The sequence below is a fragment of the Rhodococcus sp. NCIMB 12038 genome (assembly GCF_002165735.1).
Lineage (GTDB): Bacteria > Actinomycetota > Actinomycetes > Mycobacteriales > Mycobacteriaceae > Rhodococcus_F.
Map to the genome: position 1 here is coordinate 39,840 of NZ_NHML01000001.1, position 18,971 is coordinate 58,810.

Consider the following 18,971-nt stretch of genomic DNA (forward strand, 5'->3'; position numbering starts at 1 on the left):
GACTCGCTCCTCACCTGCACGGTCGCCGCGTGTCCACCTGGCTCACGACCTGTATCAATGGTGCCGACCGGCGTGTTTCGTCGGGATTAACCCCGGTGAGCGTTCGATGACGTCTCTCGCACCCGGCCGCGGGCGCGGTGGTGATGTCGGCAGCGCGGCAACGACGAGTCCTGTGACTGTCGTCACTCGATTCAGGCGTGCAGGGAGGAGCGCTCGAGCGACCGGCGGAGCGGTCAGGCCTGCTGTTCGGCCCACCACGACAGGAGTTCGGCCTCCGCCTCGTCCCGGCTGAGCGGACCCCGGTCGAGCCGGAGTTCCTTGAGGTACTTCCAGGCCTTCCCGACCTCCGGTCCCGCGGGAATGCCGAGCAGTTCCATGATCGCATTGCCGTCGAGGTCGGGGCGCACCCGGGCAAGGTCTTCCTGCTCGGCGATCCGGGCGATCCGCTCCTCGATGTCGTCGTACGTCGCCTGCAGCGCGGCCGCCCGCCGCTTGTTGCGGGTGGTGCAATCGGCGCGGACCAGCTTGTGGAGGCGCGGCAGCAGCGGCCCGGCGTCCGTCACGTACCGGCGCACCGCGGAATCGGTCCACTGCCCCTTGCCGTAGCCGTGGAACCGCAGGTGGAGGAACACGAGCTGCGAGACGTCGTCGATCATCTGCTTCGAGTACTTCAGGGCCCGCATCCGCTTGCGGACCATCTTCGCGCCGACCACCTCGTGGTGGTGGAAGCTCACGCCGCCACCGGGCTCGTTGCGCTTCGTGTCCGGTTTCCCGATGTCGTGCAGCAGCGCCGCCCACCGCAGCACCAGATCGGGGTCGCCGTCCTCGAGGTCGACGGCCTGCTTCAGCACCGTCAGCGAATGCCAGTACACGTCCTTGTGCTGGTGGTGCTCGTCGATCTCGAGCTTCATCTGCGGCACCTCGGGCAGCACGAAATCGGCCAGACCCGTCTCGCACATCACGTTCATGCCGTCGATGGGGAACTCGCCGAGGATCAGCTTGTCCAGTTCGGCCCGCACGCGTTCGGCGGTGATCCGCTCGATCTGCGGGGCCATGTCGGCGATGGCCCGGTGCACGCGCTCGTGCAGGGTGAACCCGAGCTGGGACACGAAGCGGGCGGCCCGCAGCATCCGCAACGGGTCGTCGTTGAACGAGTTCTCCGGCGCCGACGGCGTGTCGATCACCCCGGCCAGCAGCGCGTTCATGCCGTTCAGCGGGTCGACGAAGTCCTGCGAGCCGTCCGCACCGATCCGGACGGCCATCGCGTTGACCGTGAAATCGCGTCGTACCAGGTCGTCCTCGAGTTTCGTCCCGAACTGGACGACGGGATTGCGCGACACCCGGTCGTAGGCGTCGGCCCGGTACGTCGTGATCTCGATCTGCTGACCCGCCTTGGCGGCGCTGATCGTCCCGAACTCGATGCCCGTGTCCCACTGGTTGTCGACCCAGCCGGACAGCAGTTTCTGCACCTGCTCCGGGCGGGCGTCGGTGGTGAAGTCGAGGTCGGTGCCGAGGCGACCCAGGATGGCGTCCCGGACACTGCCCCCCACCAGGTACAACTCGTGACCGGCGGAAGCGAACTTCTCACCGAGCGGCGTCAGGACTTCGGACAGCTCGCGCAGCGTCACCGCGGCGCCGGCAAGCAGTCGCGTACGGCGCTCGTCGTCGAGAGAAGGGGCAGTCACGTCCAGGAAGCTTACCGAGGTGCGCAAATAGCGGGATACGCATACACGCTGTCACCTCGCAGTTCGGTTCGCCACAGGTGTGTCACGAAGCGTCTCGGTTCGGGTGCGGCGTTCCGGTGGAAACGGCAAAGCCAACTACTATCGATGGGGTGTCTGCTGCCGAACGTGCGAACAGGAGTCGCCGCAACTCGCGGCGGCGCGGCGCCGTCGGCAAACCCGCGAAACCCCACATGAGGACGGTGCGGGAAACTTCGGCGGGTGGGCTCGTCGTCAACGGTCTCGGCGGACCGCGGGAGAATCTGTGCGCCGCGCTGATCGGGCGCACCGACCGTCGTGGGCGGCTGCTGTGGTCGCTGCCCAAGGGGCATATCGAGCAGGGCGAGACCGCCGAACAGACCGCGATGCGTGAGGTCGAGGAAGAGACCGGCATCCAGGGCACCGTGCTCGCGTCGCTCGGCAGCATCGACTACTGGTTCGTCACCGAGGGCCGCCGGGTCCACAAGACCGTCCACCACTATCTGCTGCGATGCCTCGGCGGGGAACTGTCGGACGAAGACGTGGAAGTCACCGAGGTAGCGTGGGTGCCGCTCGCCGAGCTGGGATCACGCCTGGCCTACGCAGACGAACGGAAACTCGCAGAAATCGCCGGTGACTTGATCTCCAAGATGACTACCACTCCGCCCACTTCCGACCTGAAGCTCCAGAAGGGGCCAGACGCCGGATGAGGATGGCTTTGCGTCGGGTCGGTGCCGTGACGTTGACCGCACTCGCGGTCGTTCTGGCTCCCACCAGCACCGTGGTGGCGTGGGCCCAGGAACCCGTGCCGCCGGAGAGCGCCGGGACTCAGCTCGTCGACGAGGACCCCGAGTTCCTCGAACTGCACATCGACAACGTCACCCCGTCCACGGTCACCACCACCAGCGACCCCATCGTCACCGTCACGGGCTCGGTGAAGAACATCGGCGACCGCACGGTCCGTGACGTCGGCGTGCGGCTGCAACGCGCTCCCGCCGTCGCGAGCAGCGAGGGTCTCCGCACGTCCCTCACCCTCGACCAGTCACGCTACGACACGGTCGGCATGTTCGACACGGTCGCGGGCCGCCTCGACGAGGGCCAGAGCAAGCAGTTCACGCTGTCGCTGCCGCTGCGTTCCGACACCGACCTCTCCCTCGACATCACCGAACCCGGCGTGTACCCGCTGATGGTGAACGTGAACGGCACCCCCGAGTACGGCGGCGCCGCGCGCCTCGACGACGCCCGGTTCCTGCTGCCCGTGTTCGGGGTCCCGGGTACTCCGGCGGTGCCTCCGGACATCTCCAGTCCCGTCGCCGTCACCATGATGTGGCCCCTCGCCGACCGGCCCCGGCTGGCGGCGGGCGTCGCCGGCTCCGTCACCGAACCGGTGCGTCTCGTCGACGACGACCTCGCGACCTCCCTGGACGACGGCGGCCGGCTCGACGAACTGCTCGGGGCGGCGGAGTTCGCCACCCGGGAGAGCGTCGACCGGGACCACACGCTGCGGGACAGTCTGTGCCTGGCAGTGGACCCGGACCTGCTGATCACCGTCGAGAACATGACGCGCGGCTATCTGGTGGTGGACGACCCGTCCGACCCCACCGGTTCCGCGCACCAGGGTGCGGGCAAGGACGCCGCGTCGGCGTGGCTCGAACGCGCCCGGACGCTGGCCGCGACCATGTGCACCACGTCGGTGCCGTTCGCGCAGGCCGACCTGTCCGCGATCAGCGAGGTCGGGAATGCCGACCTCACCGCGACCGCCGTCGACGCCCCCGCTGACATCGTCGACAACGTGCTCGGTGTCACGTCGCTGCGCAACTTCGTGTGGAGCGACGCCGGGGTGCTCGACGACGCGACGGCGCAGATGCTCCGCGGAGACGACGCGACGACTGCACTCGTGGCCGCGAACTCCGTCGACACGACCGCGCCCCGGGACAGCGCCCACGTCATCGAGGCGACACCGCCGCCCGCAGCCCCCGTCCCGGCGAACGGGGAGACCACCACCCCGGCGGCCACCGAGACACCGACGGCCACCGGAAGCGTCGACGCGCTGCTGTTCGATCCGTCCGTCGGCACCGCGCTCGCCGCGATGGGGACGACTCCGCAGACTCCCTCCTATACCCCCCAGCGCGCCCGGTACGACCTCTCGGACGATTCCCAGACCGCCCGGCTGCAGGACGCGCTCGGGGCGGTGTCGTGGTCCGCCCTCGAACCGGAGGCCGCCCGGGCCGCCGGTGTCCCCCGATCGCTGATGGTGGTGCCGCCGCAACTGTGGACCGCCGGCGCCGACGACGCGAAGACGCTGCTGTCGACGGTGTCGTCGCTGATGCGCTCCGGGCTGGCGACACCCCGGCCGTTGCCCGCGGTGCTGGGCCGTCAGCCCGGATCACCCGAGGTCGCGAGCCTGGACTACCCGGATCAGGCCGCCGAGGACGGCGTCCCCGCCCACATCCGCGACGCCGCCGCCACGCAGATGCCCCGGATCGAGGCGCTGAACGCGGCGCTGGTCGAAGACCCGCAGGCCCCACTCACGCCGGAACGGTTCACCGCGCCGCTCCGCGAGGACCTGGTGCGGTCGATGAGCCTCGCGCATCGCCGCGACGACGAACGCCGGTCCGCGGAAGAAGCGTCCGACACGCGCGCCGACGAGGTGGCCGAAACCATGGACGACATGTTCGGGGCCGTCACCGTCGTGTCGCCGGGCGGCGTCTACACGCTGGCGTCGGAACAGAGCCCGCTGCTGCTGGTCGCCAGAAACGACCTCCCGGTCGGGATCACGGTCCGTCTGCAGGTCGACGCGCCGTCCGGGATGACCATCACCGACATCGGCCCCACCACGCTGCCGCCGCGGGGCAGTCGCACGCTCACCGTTCCCACCGAGGCCAACGACTCCCGCAAGCTCGTCGTCAAATTCTCTCTGACCACGGCCGATGGACAGCAACTGGGAGAGCCGACCAGCGTGACGGTACGGTCCAACGCGTACGGGCAGGCGTTGGCGATACTGACAGCATGCGCGGGTGCTCTGCTGCTGTTCCTCGCCGGCCGCCGGCTGTGGCATCGATTCCGCGGCCAGCCGGATCCAGCTGACGAAGGGTACGAACGTTCATGACCGGGAACTTGCCCAGTAGGGGCCAGAGGCTTCCCGATCGCTCCCATCCCCGGGTCGCGCCGTGGGAGCGGGACCACTGGGCTCGGGAGATCCGGCCGGACGAGGCACCGACGGTGCAGTTCGCGGCCATCCGGGTCGACCCTCCGCCGCCGCCTCCGGTCCGGGACTCCGGGCCGTCGACGGCGCCGCAGAAGCAGAGCAACTCCCGACTGCTGGCGTCCACCGGTTCGATCGCGGTGGCGACGCTCGTCAGCCGCATCACCGGGTTCGCCAAGCAACTGCTCGTCCTGACGCTGCTGGGTGGGTCGGTGGCCAGCTCGTTCACCGTCGCCAGCCAGATCCCGAACATGATCTCCGAGCTGGTGCTGGGCGCGGTGCTCACCGCGATCGTGGTGCCCGTCCTGGTGCGCGCCGAACGCGAGGACCCGGACCAGGGTGCCGCGTTCGTGCGGCGCCTGTTCACCGCCACGTGTGTGCTGCTCGGAACGGCGGCGCTGCTGGCGACCGCCGCGGCACCCGTGCTCACCACGCACGTGTTCCTGTCGGCCGACGGCAAGGTGAACACGGCCCTCACCACAGCCCTGTCCTATCTGCTGCTGCCCGCGATCCTGTTCTACGGACTGTCGGCGCTGCTCACGGCCATCCTCAACACCCGGCAGGTGTTCAAACCCGGTGCCTGGGCTCCGGTGCTGAACAACGTCGTGATGCTGACGGTGCTGGTGATCTACTACGCCACCCCGGGGGAGATCACCCTCGACCCGGTCCGGATGAGCGACCCGAAACTGCTGGTCCTCGGTGTCGGCGTCACGCTCGGTGTCGTGGTGCAGGCGATGAGTCTGGTGCCGGCGATCCGGCGCGAGGGCATCTCGCTGAAACCGCTGTGGGGCCTCGACGACCGGCTCAAGCAGTTCGGCGGCATGGCCGTCGCCATCATCCTGTACGTGCTGATCAGCCAGGCGGGCATGATCGTCGCCACCCGCATCTCGTCCCACGCGGACGCGTCGGGTCCCGCGATCTACAACAACGCGTGGCTGCTGCTGCAGTTGCCGTACGGCGTGCTCGGCGTGACGGTGCTGACGGCGATCATGCCGCGGCTCAGCCGCAACGCCGCCGCCGACGACACCCCCGCCGTGGTCGACGACCTGTCGGTCGCCACCCGGCTGACCATGATCTCCCTGATCCCGATCATCACGTTCCTCACGTTCGCCGGACCGGAGATCGGTCAGGCGCTGTACGGGTACGGCAACTTCGGGTCCGGCGACGCCGAACGTCTCGGCGAGGCCGTCAGCTGGTCCGCGTTCACGCTCATTCCGTACTCGCTCGTCCTGATCCAGCTCCGCGTCTTCTACGCCCGCGAGCAGGCGTGGACTCCCACGTGGATCGTCCTCGGCATCACCGCGGTGAAGATCGCGCTGTCCGCGCTCACCCCGATGATCGCCTCCAGCGACGACCAAGTGGTCATCCTGCTCGGCGTGGCCAACGGCCTCGGCTACATCACCGGTGCCCTCGTCGGCGGGTACCTGCTGCACCGCAGCCTCGGCAATCTCCAGATGGCGAACGTCGGCAAGACCGTGTGGGTGGTGGTCCTCGCGTCCCTCGCAGGCGCCCTCGCGATGCTCGGCGCCGACCGGCTGCTGCAACTCGACCGGCTCACCGAACTGTTCGGCGGACCGGGTTCCATGGTCCGCGTCGCCATCAGCGGCGTGCTGATGCTCGTCGTCACGTTCGCGATCCTCTGGTTCGCGAAGATCCCCGAAATCGTGTCCATCACCGTCGCCGTCACCCGTAAGGTCCGCGCCCTGCGCGGTCGCGGCGCCGCACCGGAACCGGAAGTCGACCCGCTCGCAGACGCCGAAACAGAACTGATTCCCGTGGTCCGTGCCACACCGCGCGACGTCGGAGGACAGCCGCGTGGTATCGAACGACCCGGTGGACTCCCGTACCCTGGACACGAGCGGGTCGGATCGCCGCCCGGTAACGGTCGGAGTTGGGCATTCGAAAATGAAGGAGTGAGGGTGAGCGACGACGACGTGGCCGGCAGCAAGAGAGCCGGAGGTTCTACGGTGCAAGCGTCCGAACGCGATTCGGCCGCCGCACCCAACGGCGTCGACGCCCCGACGACCCGGATCTCGTCCGAGTCGGCCTCCACCGGCTCCGCGAAGTCCGACAAGAAGGCCGGCGCCGACGCACCGCAGAGGAAAGACGCGGACACCTCGCCGAAGAAGCCCGCCGACGCGTCCGCGGGCCCTGCCGACACTCCGAAACCTGCGCAGAGCAAGGAGACCGGGACGGACGCCGAGAAAAAGGCTCCGCCGAAGACCCCCGCCGAGGACTCGGGCGAGTCGCCCGCGGACGAGCGTCGAGACACACGTCACATGGGCTCCGCACCCGCACGGGATCTCAGCTACGACACCGGCGTGATCCCGATCACACCCGCACCCGGTCGTGAGCCCGGAGCAGGCCCGCGTCGTACTCCCCGTGGCCCCAAGCTCATTCCCGGCGCCTCCGTCGCCGGTGGTCGCTACCGCCTGCTGACCCCGCACGGCGGTTCGCGGGGACTGCAGTTCTGGCAGGCACTGGACGTCAAGCTCGACCGCGAGGTCGCCCTGACGTTCGTCGATGCCGAACAGCGCTCCACCTCGGCCGGTCCCGAAGGCCCGCAGGCAATCCTGTCGCGCACCCTGCGACTGGGCCGGATCAATTCGCCCGGTCTCGCCCGCGTCCTCGACGTGGTCCGCGGAAGCTCCGGCGGCATCGTCGTCGCCGAGTGGACTCCGGGCCGTTCGCTGCGGGAGATGGCCGACACCAAGCCGTCTCCGATCGGCGCCGCCAGCGCCATCCGCGCGCTCGCCGCGGCCGCCGAGACCGCGCACCGGGCCGGCGGGGCACTGTCCATCGACCATCCCGACCGCGTCCGGATCAGCATCAACGGCGATGCCGTGCTGGCGTTCCCGGCCACGCTCGCCGACTCCGACTCGAGTTCCGACGTGCGCGGACTGGGCGCCATGCTCTACGCCCTCATCACCGCCCGCTGGCCGCTCGGCGACCCGTCCGCTCCCGCGGGTGATCCGTCGGGTTCGCAGCGCCCGGGCAGCGTCGGCGGTATGCGCCTCGCCGACCGCGACTCCAGCGGGCAGCCCATCGGACCGCGGGTGGTCCGGCCGGAGGTGCCGTTCGAGATCTCCGCGGTGGCCCTGCGCTCGCTCGAGCCGAACGGTGGAATCCGCACGGCGGCCACCGTGCAGCACATCCTCGATCAGGCGTCCGTGGTCAACGAAAAGACCGAGTTCATCCCCGTACTGCGGCTCGGGCAGCGGGCCCCCGGCCCGTCCGGTCACGCTCTCGCCGACCCGGAAGCGCTGGAGGCGGAGAAGAAGAAGTCCAACCGGATGATCGCGGCGCTCGTCGGCCTCGCGGTCGTCACGATCATCGTGCTGGCGCTGCTGGGCTTCTGGCTCGCCACATTCCTCACGGGCAGCAGTTCCGACGCGCCGCTCACCGAACAGGACTTCGGACTCACCACCTCGGCCGAGGCCCCACCGAACCCGGAGTCGCCCGCCGCCGCGCCCGCCCCGGCGGCGAACGTCGCACCGATCAAGCCTTCGGGCGCGACGGTGTTCTCGCCGCAGGGCACACCCGACTCCGCCGCCAACGCCCGGCTGGCCATCGACGGCAACACGTCCACCGTGTGGAGCACCGACTCGTACTTCCAGCCGTTCCCCGCGCTGAAGAACGGTGTGGGCCTGATGGTCACGCTGGACGAACCGGCGACCCTGTCGAGTGTGTGGATCAACTCGCCGACCCCGGGCACCAACGTCGAGATCCGCAGCGCCCCGTCCGAGAACCCGACCCTCGACCAGACGCAGGTGCTCGGTTCGAAGGTCCTCGGCAACGGCGTCACCGAGATCCCGGTCAAGTCGGAGGGACCCACCAAGAACGTCCTGGTGTGGATCACCGGCCTGAGCAATTCCCGCGGCACCAACCAATCGTCCATCGCCGACATCGGTTTCAACGCCTCCACGTAGTCGGCACCAGATGCTCGCGGACCGGCGAACTGAGCTAACATCCGCCGGTGCGAATCTTCCGGGGGGATTCCGAGGGTGAGCCCTCGGACGTCGACCTGTTGGCTGCGCACGTCGCCGGCGATCGGCACGCCTTCGAGACCCTGCTCGGACGGCACTACGACCACCTGTGGCACGTCGCCAAACGCACCAGCTACACCACCGAGGACGCGGCGGACGCCCTGCAGGAGGCGCTGCTGTCGGCGCATCGCAACGCGGGCTCGTTCCGCCGGGACGCCGCGGTCCGGAGCTGGCTGCACACGATCGTCGTCAACGCCTGCCTCGACCGCATCCGCCGCAACAAGGCCCGTCCGGCGGTGTCCCTGTCCGCCGACGAGGACGACGAACCGCGCGACACCCGCGACTACGTCTCCGAGGTGGAACTCAGCCTGGTGGTCGAGCGCGCTCTGGCGCAGCTCCCGCCGGATCAGCGGACCGCGATCGTGGCCGTGGACCTCGAGGGCCGGTCGACCAGCGAGGCCGCGGCGCTTCTCGGGGTCCCGGAGGGCACCGTGAAGAGCCGCTGCGCCCGCGGCCGGAAGAAACTGGCCGCCTCTCTCGAATATTTTCGGGTGGAGGGGAACCGATCATGACTCCGCGGCGTCAAACCCTGATAGGAGCGGGGAAGTGTCCTGACGTCCCGGACCATGTTCCGGACCACGATGACTCGGTGAGGAGGTGCCATGGCCGACCGTGAATCCGATCCGTCCGATGCCGCGCTGCCCGAACCTCCCTACTCCGAGGACCTACTCGCGGATCTGCACGCCGGGGTGCTGCCCGAGTCGGTGAGCGATCGTCTGTGGCCGCTCGTCCGCAACGACCCGGAGGCGATGGCCGTCATCGACGCCCTCGACCGGGTCACCGATCAGCTCGGTGCGCTCGGCCGCGACCATTCCGTGTCGACCCCGATTCCCGCCGACATCGCCGACCGCATCAACCGCGCGCTCGCCGCGGAACGGGACACCCCCGCCGAGGCCACCGTCGTGCCGCTCGCCCGGCGCCGGAGGTGGGCTGCCGCGGCTGCGGGAACGTTCGCGGCGGCGGCAGCGGTCGTGGTGGCCGTCGCGGTCGTCATACCGGACGGCCGGGAATCCGAGCCGCCGCCCGTTGCCCTGCCCGGTTCCGAGACCTCGCAGGCACCGGCGGTCCTCGACCTGGGCTCGGACCTCGACTCCGGACGCCTCCTCACCGTGATCGGTTCGCGGCAGCTCGGACCGCTCGAGGATCCTGATCGTCTGGCAGATTGCCTGCGCGCCAACGGTATCGATCCGGGTCGTGCCCTTCTCGGCTCCGGTGAGGTCCGCGTCGACGGTGTTCCCGGGGTACTGCTGCTGGTGGCGGCGCCGCGTCCGCCTCAGATCACCGCGCTGGTGGTGGGCCGCGGGTGCCGTGCGGGCGATCCGGCAACCATAGCGGTCACCGACATCGGTTGACCCTCAGTCTTTTTCGGGTTCCGAGCGGGCGACCGGCATGAGCAACTCGAGGATCTTCGCCCGCAGTTCCGGAGTGTCGTCCTCCACCGCGATCAGGCTCGTGAACAGGGCCGCGCCTGCGGCGAGCACCAGCACGGCCGTCGCGGTGCTCGACTCCCCGGAGTCCGCGCCCCCGAACAGTTGAGTACTCGGCCCGCTGAATCCCCGCCAGAGCGCGGTCCGGAGATCGTCGTGGTCCCGTATCGCGGCCAGTAGTCCCGGCGTGGCCGCCCGCACCTCCGGTCGTGAGAACAGTTCGGCGCTGCCGGTCACCACCCAGCGGATCCAGCCCTCGCGATCGGTGCCCTCGAACGGCGTCAGGTCGGGTGTCGCGCCGAGGATGGCGTCGAGAACCAGGTGCGCCTTCGACGGCCACCGCCTGGTGATGGACGCCCTGCTCACGCCGGACCGCGTCGCGATGGCGCGCATGCTCAGTTGTTCCCAGCCCGACTCCACGAGCATCGCGCGGGTGACCGCGAGGACGTCGGTATCGATCCGCGGGTCGCGGGGGCGGCCGGTTCCGGTTGCATTCATTGGTTCGAATTGTGGGACAGAAGAGCCGTCCGCGCTATATCGTACTAATTACGAGTCCAGTGGCACCGTAATTCGAACGAGGCGGATACATGAAGATCGCGGTCACCGGCGGCACCGGCTACGTCGGCGCCCACACCACGCTGGCACTGCTCGCCGACGGGCACACGGTCCGGCTGCTGGTCCTCCCCACCGAATCTCCCGACGCCCTGCTCGCCGCGGCCGGCGCCGACGCCGCACGGATCGAACCGGTGGTCGGCGACATCCGCGACGCCGAGACGGTGGCGCGCCTGCTCGACGGCTGCGACGCACTCCTCCACGCCGCCGGGGTGGTGGGCACCGACGACCGCCGCGAACAGTTGATGTGGGAGATCAACACGCAGGCCACCGCCGCGATCCTCACCCGCGCGGCCTTCCTCGGACTCGATCCGATCGTCCACGTCGCGAGTTTCAGCGCCCTGTTTCCGTCGCCCGACGCCGTCATCGGCCCGGACAGCCCCACGGCGTCGGGCCGCAGCGCCTACGGCCGCACCAAGTCCGCCGCCGACCGCATCGCCCGCGCGCTCCAGGACGCGGGCGCCCCCGTGGTCATCACCTACCCGACCAGCGTCGTCGGCCCCGGCCTCGGAACCACGAAGGGAGTCACCGAACAAGGTTGGGGCGCGATCGTCGGCGGCGGGGTGGCGCCTCGACTCGACGGTGGCATGCAGATGATCGACGTGCGGGACGTGGCGGCCGTCCACGCCGCCGCGATGCACCCGGGCCGCGGTCCACGCCGGTACGTCTGCGGCGGCGAACTCGTCGAGTTCAATCAGCTCATCGACGTCCTCGAACACTCGTCGGGTCGTCGTATCCGACGCATCCCGCTGTCGGGCAGCGCCTTTCGCACCATAGCGCGGATCGCCGACGTGATCGGCAGGCTCACACCCCTCAGCCCCGGGCTCGGTTACGAGGCGGCCTGGCTCCTCACCTCGGCCACCCCGACGGACGACTCGAGAACCCGCGAAGAACTCGGACTCACCTGGCGACCGGCCCGCGCGGCGCTGGCCGCGACATTCGCCTGAACACCCATCACCCCCGAAGGCAGACCACCATGACCGTTCCACCACCAAACCCCGGCATCTGGGAGCCGGCCCGCCTGGGCCCCCTGACGCTGCGCAACCGCATCCTGAAGGCGGCCACGTTCGAAGGCGTCATGCCGCGCGGCCGGGTCACCGACCGGCTCGTCGACTTCCACGCCGAGGTCGCCCGCGGCGGCGCCGCACTGACGACCGTCGCGTACTGCGCCGTCTCACCCGGCGGACGCGTCCACGCGAACACCCTGGTGCTCGACCGCGCCCGCGTCCCCGACCTGCGCCGGCTCACCGACGCCGTCCACGCCGAAGCGGGATTGGCCGCAGCCCAGATCGGTCATGCCGGTCTGGTCGCGAACACGCTGTCCAACCGCACCAAGACCCTCGCGCCGTCCACTCGCCTCAGCCCGCCCGCGATGGGCCTCGTGAAGGGTGCCACCCGGGACGAACTCGACGACGTCACCCGCGACTTCCAGAACACGGCACGCAACGCCGTCGACGCCGGATTCGACGCGATCGAGGTCCACCTCGGCCACAACTATCTGCTCAGCTCGTTCATGAGCCCCAACCTCAACCGGCGCAAAGACGAGTACGGGGGAAGCCTGGAGCGACGGGCGGCGTTCCCGCGCCGGGTGCTCGAGCAAGTGCGCCACGCCGTCGGCGACTCGGTGGCCGTCACAGCCAAATTCAACATGACGGACGGTGTCCCGAAAGGGCTGTGGCTCGACGACAGTCTCCGCATCGCCCAGCTCCTCGAAGCCGACGGGCACCTCGACGCGATGCAGCTCACCGGCGGCAGCTCGCTGCTCAACGGGATGTACTTCTTCCGCGGCGAAGTTCCGATGGCGGAATTCGTTGCCTCACAGCCGAAACTGGTGGGCTGGGGACTGAAGGTGTACGGGCCGCGCATCTTTCCGACCTACCCGTTCGAGGAGGCTTTCTTCCTGCCGATGGCCCGGCAGTTCCGCGACGCCCTGTCGATGCCACTCATCCTCCTCGGCGGAATCAATCGGCTCGACACCATCGAGAACGCGCTAGGCGAAGGATTCGAGTTCGTCGCGATGGCCCGCGCCCTGCTGCGCGACCCGGACCTCGTGAACAAGTTCCGCGACCGGCACGTCGCCGAGGGACTGTGCATCCACTGCAACAAGTGCATGCCCACGATCTACTCGGGCACGCGCTGCGTGATCCGGGAGACTCTGCGCTGATCACGTGGCCTGCGAGGGGAGCGACCGGTATCACCTGCAGTCCGGGAACAACACCCTTTAGTCTTGTGTTGATCCATACGACTGAGCACCCCTCACTACTGGAAGGCCCGCATGACCACTCCATCGACGGTTCATGAACTCATCATCGTTGGTTCGGGACCTGCCGGATACACCGCTGCCGTCTACGCGGCGCGCGCGGAACTCGAGCCGCTGCAGTTCGAGGGGACCCAGTTCGGTGGCGCCCTCATGACCACCACCGAGGTCGAGAACTTCCCCGGATTCCGCGAGGGAATCATGGGACCCGACCTGATGGACCAGATGCGCGAGCAGGCCAAGCGCTTCGGCACCGACATCCGCACCGAGGACGTCGAGGAACTCGACCTCACCGGCCCGATCAAGAAGGTCGTCGTGAACGGCGAGACCTACCAGGCCCACGCGGTCGTGCTGGCGATGGGTGCCGCAGCCCGCTACCTGGGGATTCCCGGGGAAGAGAAGTTGCTCGGCCGCGGCGTCAGCGCCTGTGCCACGTGCGACGGATTCTTCTTCAAGGATCAGGACATCGTCGTGGTCGGCGGCGGCGACTCCGCCATGGAGGAGGCCACCTTCCTCACCCGCTTCGCGCGCAGCGTCACCGTCGTGCACCGCCGCGAGGAGTTCCGCGCGTCCCGCATCATGCTCGAGCGCGCCAAGGCGAACGCGAAGATCCGGTTCGTGACCAACGCCGCGCCCGTCGAGGTGCTGGGGGAGAACAGCGTCACCGGCCTCGTGATCCGCGACACCGTCACCGGTGAGACGTCCACGTTGGACGTCACCGGCATGTTCGTCGCCATCGGTCACGATCCGCGCAGCGAACTGGTCAAGGGTCAGGTCGACCTCGACGAGGCCGGCTACGTGATTGTCCAGAACCCGACCACCGCCACCTCCGTGGACGGCGTCTTCGCCGCAGGCGACCTCGTCGATCACATCTACCAGCAGGCGATCACCGCTGCCGGCACCGGATGTTCCGCGGCGATGGATGCCGAGCGCTGGCTGGCCGAGCGCGGCGACATCACCGCCAACACCGTCGCCGCCGCCGGCTCACCGGTCGACGCCTGAGCCGGTCACCCACACACCTACCCACCTCGAGTAAGGGAATCCCCGTGTCGAATACCGTCACCATCACCGATGATTCGTTCCAGCAGGACGTCATTTCCAGCGACAAACCCGTCCTCGTCGACTTCTGGGCCACCTGGTGCGGCCCCTGCAAGATGATCGCCCCCGTCCTGGAGGAGATCGCCGGTGAGCACAGCGACAAGCTGACCATCGCGAAGCTCGACATCGACGCCAACCCGGGCGCTGCCCGCGACTTCCAGGTCATGTCGATCCCCACGCTGATCCTGTTCAAGAACGGCAAGCCGATCAACACGATCGTCGGCACCAAGGGCAAGGCTGCGCTGCTGAAAGAGCTCGCCGACGTTCTCTGATCGACACCCGAACACCCAGCGCGATTCCCGATTTTGTGGGAATCTCTGAGACAATCGATCGATGTGCTCCAGTCGCATCAGCTAGACCGACCGGGCACATCGATCGTTTTGTTTGTACCGAGATTCGTATTTCTCGTTGATTCGGACTGAGAGGCCCTGAAACATGCACCGACTCCGTCACGGCGACCATGGTCCGGCCGTCGCTGAGATTCGGGGCACTCTGGCCGGTCTCGGTTTCCTGCACAACGGTGTGCCCGGCACCCGGCGTGAGGGCATCAACGGATCTCACTGGATCGCCCCCGACGCCGTGTTCGATCATCACCTGGACAGCGCCGTACGGGCCTTCCAGCAGCAGCGTGGGCTCCTCGTCGACGGAATCGTGGGTCCTGCCACCTACCGGTCCATGAAAGAGGCGTCGTACCGCCTGGGCGCGCGCACGCTGATCTACCAGCTGTCCGCACCGCTCTACGGCGACGACGTCGCCACCCTGCAGACCCGCCTGCAGGACCTCGGGTTCTACGTCGGCCGCGTCGACGGCTTCTTCGGCCCGCAGACCCACGACTCCCTGTCCTCGTTCCAGAGGGAGATCGGGATCGTCGCCGACGGCATCTGTGGTCCCGCCACCCTGCGGTCGCTCGAATTGCTCGGCACCCGCGTCACCGGTGGGTCGCCGCATGCGATGAGCGAAGAGGAAATGGTCCGTAGCTCCGGACCGCAGCTGAGCGGCAAGCGGATCGTCATCGATCCGGGCCTCGGCGGCAACACCTACGGCACCATCGTCCGTTCCCCGTACGGCACGATCTCGGAATCCGACATCCTGTGGGATCTGGCCAGCCGACTCGAAGGTCGCATGGCCGCCACGGGGATGGAGACGTTCCTGTCCCGCCCGCACCACGAGAACCCGACTGACGTCGAACGCGCATCCACGTCGAACGCCTTCGATGCCGACCTGATGATCTCGCTGCGCTGCGACAGCAACAGCAGCCCGTCCGCGAACGGTGTCGCCAGTTTCCACTTCGGCAACTCGCACGGTTCGACGTCGATGATCGGTCAGGTTCTCACCGGGTTCATCCAGCGGGAGATCGTGGCGCGGACGCCGTTGCAGGACTGCCGCACCCACGGCCGCACCTGGGATCTGCTGCGTCTGACCAACATGCCGACCGTGCAGATCGACCTCGGGTACCTCACCAACGAATTGGACGCCACGGTTCTCTCCAACCCGCGGGCGCGCGACGCCATCGCCGAGGCGATCCTGATTTCGGTGAAGCGTCTGTACCTGCTCGGTCAGGACGATCAGCCGACCGGAACGTTCACGTTCGCGGAGTTGCTCGCCGAAGAGCTGTCTTCCTCCGAACGCTTCTAATCTCCCGCCCGAGCGCTCAGTGCGCTCCGACGGGTGTCCGCTCACCGATGTCGACCAGGCTCACAGATGCGGTGTGGATGAGACGCTCCAGCGCAGCCTCCACGTCTTCCTTCCATCCGTGGTCTCGGTTCAGTTCGAGTCGCAGCCGCGGGAACCGGTGATGAGGCGCGACGATTTCGAAACCGTTGTCCTCGAGGAAGTCCGCCGGGATCATGCACTCCTCGGGGGAGCACTCGCGGGCCGCGGTGGCGGAGGCCAGTCCCGTTGTGTCGACCGGCCCGGTTCCCTCGGTATTGCGGATCCCGAACGCCTCGAGCGCGCGAACACCGCGGCGCACCAGATCGGCCACGACGGCCTGGATCAACGTGGTTCCGAGGTTCTGTTCTTCGCCGGCCGGTTCGAGCCGGAGACTCGTGAGGAGGACGGCGTCGGCACCGACCGGAGCGGTCGGGAGTAGCTGCGCGCGGGGCACGGTCCGCGGGGGAGCGTAGAGGGCGCTGCCGACCGGCTTCCCGTCCATGACGGCAACCTGACCGCACGATCCCCATTCGAGCATGACCATCGACAGCCATGCTTCCTTCTCGAATTCCTGGTCGCAGAATCCGCGCGAACTGTGGATCGCCGCCGGATCCATCTCCCAGAAGACACAGCGACGGGCATGGGCGGAGAGTTTGTCCAAGCCGTCGAGAGTGAGCGATGTGACGTGAGTCGACACTGGCTAGCTCAGCCTCCATATGTCACTACCGCAGATCATTCGACATCCTCTGGTATTCAATGTGTTTCGCCCCCGATAGTTCTGCCGGATTGGTCCGCCGGCGGCCGCTGTCACAGTGACGGATCATCCGCGGGTACTTCTGCCTCTCTCAGGCGCTCACGAATCGGCCTTCTGTGCCTCCATCATCCCAACGATCCTCTGAAGATCGTCCACCGAACCGAACTCGACCACAATCTTGCCCTTGCGCTTGCCGAGGCTGACCGTGACCCTCGTGTCGAACGAATCGGACAACCGCTCGGCGACGTCCTGCAGTCCCGGCATCTGGATCGGCTTGCGCCGCTGGGCGGGCTGCGCCTGGTCGTCGTTGCGGTTGGCGAGCGTCACCGCCTCCTCCGTCGCGCGAACCGACATGCCCTCCGCGACGATCCGCGCCGCCATCACTTCCTGCGCGTCGGCGCCCGCCTCCAGGGACAGCAGGGCGCGCGCGTGACCGGCGGACAGCACACCTGCCGCGACGCGTCGTTGCACGGGAATCGGCAACTTCAGTAGTCGGATCATGTTCGTGACGACGGGACGCGAGCGGCCGATCTTCGCCGCCAGTTCCTCGTGAGTCACCTCGAACTCTTCGAGCAACTGCTGGTACGCCGCAGCCTCTTCGAGGGGGTTCAGCTGGACGCGGTGGATGTTCTCCAGCAGTGCGTCGCGGAGCATGGCGTCGTCGCCGGTCTCACGGACGATGGCCGGGATCGTCTCCAACTCGGCTTCCTGGCTGGCACGCCACCGACGCTCGCCCATGACGAGTTGGAACTTGCCGTCCTCGAGCGGGCGCACCACGATCGGCTGCATCAGCCCGAACTCGCGGATCGAGTGGACGAGTTCGGCGAGAGCGTCGTCGTCGAACACCTGCCGCGGCTGCTTCGGGTTCCGCACGATCAGGTCGGGAGCGATTTCCCGGTACACCGCTCCGGTGGGGGAGGGGAGGGGTTGGGCACCGTTGCCGGATGCGCCGTCGGCCCTGTTGCTCCCTGCGTTGTTTCCCTTGGACTTGTTCCCCTTGGACGCGGGAGCGGTCTTCTCGTCGGTCGCAGAGTCCGACGAGTTCGGCGCTGGAGCGGTGAGGACGCTACGCCGGTCCGTCCCGATCACGACGTCGGCGGCGGCATTACCCAACCCCGGGCCGGTCGTGGTCGGTCCGGTAGGAATGAGCGCAGCCAGTCCACGGCCAAGTCCACCCTTACGCGTCTGACTCATCGCTGCTCCTGCTTCGTGATGTGCGCGGTGCGTGCTGCGAGTTCACGTCCCGCATCGAGGTAACTCATGGCCCCCCGTGAACCGGGGTCGTAATCCAGCACGGTCATCCCGTAGCCGGGAGCTTCGGACACCTTCACGCTGCGCGGAATGACAGCGCGGAGGACGGCGTCCCCGAAGTGATTGCGAACCTCCTCGGCCACCTGGTCCGCCAACTTGGTGCGCCCGTCGTACATCGTGAGGAGGACCGTCGACACGTGAAGGTCAGGGTTGAGATGCGCCTGCACCAGTTCGATGTTCCGCAGCAGCTGTCCCACGCCCTCGAGTGCGTAGTACTCGCACTGGATCGGGATCAGAACCTCCTTGGCGGCGACCATGGCGTTCACCGTGAGCAGTCCGAGCGACGGCGGGCAGTCGATCAGAATGAAGTCGGCATCCACCTCGCCGAGTGCCTTCTCTGACAGCGCACCCTTCAGCCGGCCCTCGCGGGCGACCATGGAGACCAGTTCGATCTCGGCGCCGGCAAGGTCGATCGTGGCCGGGATGCAGAACAGCCGGTCGTTGTGCGGGCTCTTCTGGATCGCTTCCGCGGCCGTCACCTCACCGAGGAGGAGCTCGTAGCTGGACGGCACGCCGGAGTGGTGGGCGACGCCCAACGCGGTGCTGGCGTTGCCCTGAGGGTCGAGGTCGATCACCAGTACGGTCAGTCCCTGAACCGCCAGAGCGGACGCGAGGTTGACGGCACTCGTCGTCTTGCCGACGCCGCCCTTCTGATTCGCGATGGTGAGGATTCGCCGTTCGGGTGGCTTCGGAAGAGATACCGAGTGCGGGTGCAGCACCTGGCTCGCGCGGTGCGCGGCGGCACCGATCGGAGTCTCCTCGACGGAGATTCCGTTGTAGGGGGCCGTGAATCCGTCGTCTCCGTTCCCGGAGCTCGTCGCCTGGTCGGATTGATGGTCGGTTTCACGTGAAACTGTTTCACGTGAAACGGCGGATTCAGGCCCACCCGACATTGACTACTCCTTCAA

Annotated in this window: 15 protein-coding genes; 10 read left to right on the plus strand and 5 right to left on the minus strand. The window is 68.1% G+C overall.

The genetic code is table 11. The features are described 5' to 3' along the window. Positions 1–233: 233 nt before the first annotated feature. Positions 234–1,685 carry a CCA tRNA nucleotidyltransferase gene (locus CA951_RS00095; RefSeq protein ID WP_087554915.1) on the minus strand — a complete coding sequence of 484 codons (1,452 nt, stop codon included), beginning with the start codon at positions 1,683–1,685 and terminating at the stop codon, positions 234–236. Positions 1,686–1,834: 149 nt separating this feature from the next. Here CA951_RS00095 and CA951_RS00100 point away from each other — a divergent pair, with 149 nt between their 5' ends. The 5 genes from CA951_RS00100 (at position 1,835) to CA951_RS00120 (ending at position 10,303) form a co-directional block, all read left to right on the plus strand. Next, entirely contained in the window at positions 1,835–2,410 is a 576-nt protein-coding gene (locus CA951_RS00100; RefSeq protein ID WP_143542956.1) for an NUDIX hydrolase, read from the plus strand. 2 nt (positions 2,411–2,412) lie between these two features. Further along, on the plus strand, positions 2,413–4,809 hold the full coding sequence (locus CA951_RS00105; RefSeq protein WP_087554917.1) for a DUF6049 family protein: 2,397 nt from the start codon (positions 2,413–2,415) through the stop codon (positions 4,807–4,809). A gap of 113 nt (positions 4,810–4,922) precedes the next feature. Beyond that, on the plus strand, positions 4,923–8,834 hold the full coding sequence (gene murJ / locus CA951_RS00110) for a murein biosynthesis integral membrane protein MurJ (protein ID WP_087554918.1): 3,912 nt from the start codon (positions 4,923–4,925) through the stop codon (positions 8,832–8,834). Positions 8,835–8,881: 47 nt separating this feature from the next. Then, positions 8,882–9,463 carry an RNA polymerase sigma factor SigM gene (sigM, locus tag CA951_RS00115; RefSeq protein WP_005263510.1) on the plus strand — a complete coding sequence of 194 codons (582 nt, stop codon included), beginning with the start codon at positions 8,882–8,884 and terminating at the stop codon, positions 9,461–9,463. A gap of 90 nt (positions 9,464–9,553) precedes the next feature. Continuing rightward, positions 9,554–10,303, plus strand: coding sequence for a hypothetical protein (locus tag CA951_RS00120; protein WP_087554919.1), 750 nt, complete (start codon positions 9,554–9,556; stop codon positions 10,301–10,303). A gap of 3 nt (positions 10,304–10,306) precedes the next feature. Here the strand turns inward: CA951_RS00120 and CA951_RS00125 are convergent, their stop codons facing one another. Beyond that, positions 10,307–10,876, minus strand: coding sequence for a TetR/AcrR family transcriptional regulator (locus tag CA951_RS00125; RefSeq protein WP_087554920.1), 570 nt, complete (start codon positions 10,874–10,876; stop codon positions 10,307–10,309). 89 nt (positions 10,877–10,965) lie between these two features. Between CA951_RS00125 and CA951_RS00130 the strand changes: the two genes are divergently transcribed. The 5 genes from CA951_RS00130 to CA951_RS00150 all read left to right on the plus strand — a co-directional run bounded on the left by CA951_RS00130 (position 10,966) and on the right by CA951_RS00150 (position 15,980). Next, positions 10,966–11,937, plus strand: coding sequence for an NAD-dependent epimerase/dehydratase family protein (locus tag CA951_RS00130; RefSeq protein ID WP_087554921.1), 972 nt, complete (start codon positions 10,966–10,968; stop codon positions 11,935–11,937). A 29-nt stretch (positions 11,938–11,966) separates the two neighbouring features. Continuing rightward, entirely contained in the window at positions 11,967–13,154 is a 1,188-nt protein-coding gene (gene nox / locus CA951_RS00135) for a 4,4'-dithiodibutanoate disulfide reductase (RefSeq protein WP_087554922.1), read from the plus strand. Positions 13,155–13,265: 111 nt separating this feature from the next. After that, on the plus strand, positions 13,266–14,249 hold the full coding sequence (trxB, locus tag CA951_RS00140) for a thioredoxin-disulfide reductase (RefSeq protein ID WP_087554923.1): 984 nt from the start codon (positions 13,266–13,268) through the stop codon (positions 14,247–14,249). Positions 14,250–14,293: 44 nt separating this feature from the next. After that, a complete protein-coding gene (trxA, locus tag CA951_RS00145; protein WP_087554924.1) occupies positions 14,294–14,617 on the plus strand; it encodes a thioredoxin in 324 nt (107 codons plus the stop codon). Positions 14,618–14,780: 163 nt separating this feature from the next. Beyond that, positions 14,781–15,980, plus strand: coding sequence for an N-acetylmuramoyl-L-alanine amidase (locus CA951_RS00150; protein WP_087554925.1), 1,200 nt, complete (start codon positions 14,781–14,783; stop codon positions 15,978–15,980). A 16-nt stretch (positions 15,981–15,996) separates the two neighbouring features. Here the strand turns inward: CA951_RS00150 and CA951_RS00155 are convergent, their stop codons facing one another. The 3 genes from CA951_RS00155 to CA951_RS00165 form a co-directional block, all read right to left on the minus strand. Next, positions 15,997–16,695, minus strand: coding sequence for a hypothetical protein (locus CA951_RS00155; protein ID WP_087554926.1), 699 nt, complete (start codon positions 16,693–16,695; stop codon positions 15,997–15,999). Positions 16,696–16,851: 156 nt separating this feature from the next. Continuing rightward, a complete protein-coding gene (locus CA951_RS00160) occupies positions 16,852–17,946 on the minus strand; it encodes a ParB/RepB/Spo0J family partition protein (protein WP_087554927.1) in 1,095 nt (364 codons plus the stop codon). Further along, entirely contained in the window at positions 17,943–18,956 is a 1,014-nt protein-coding gene (locus tag CA951_RS00165) for a ParA family protein (RefSeq protein WP_087554928.1), read from the minus strand. Before CA951_RS00165 ends, CA951_RS00160 begins: the two co-directional genes overlap by 4 nt. Positions 18,957–18,971 lie beyond the last annotated feature (15 nt).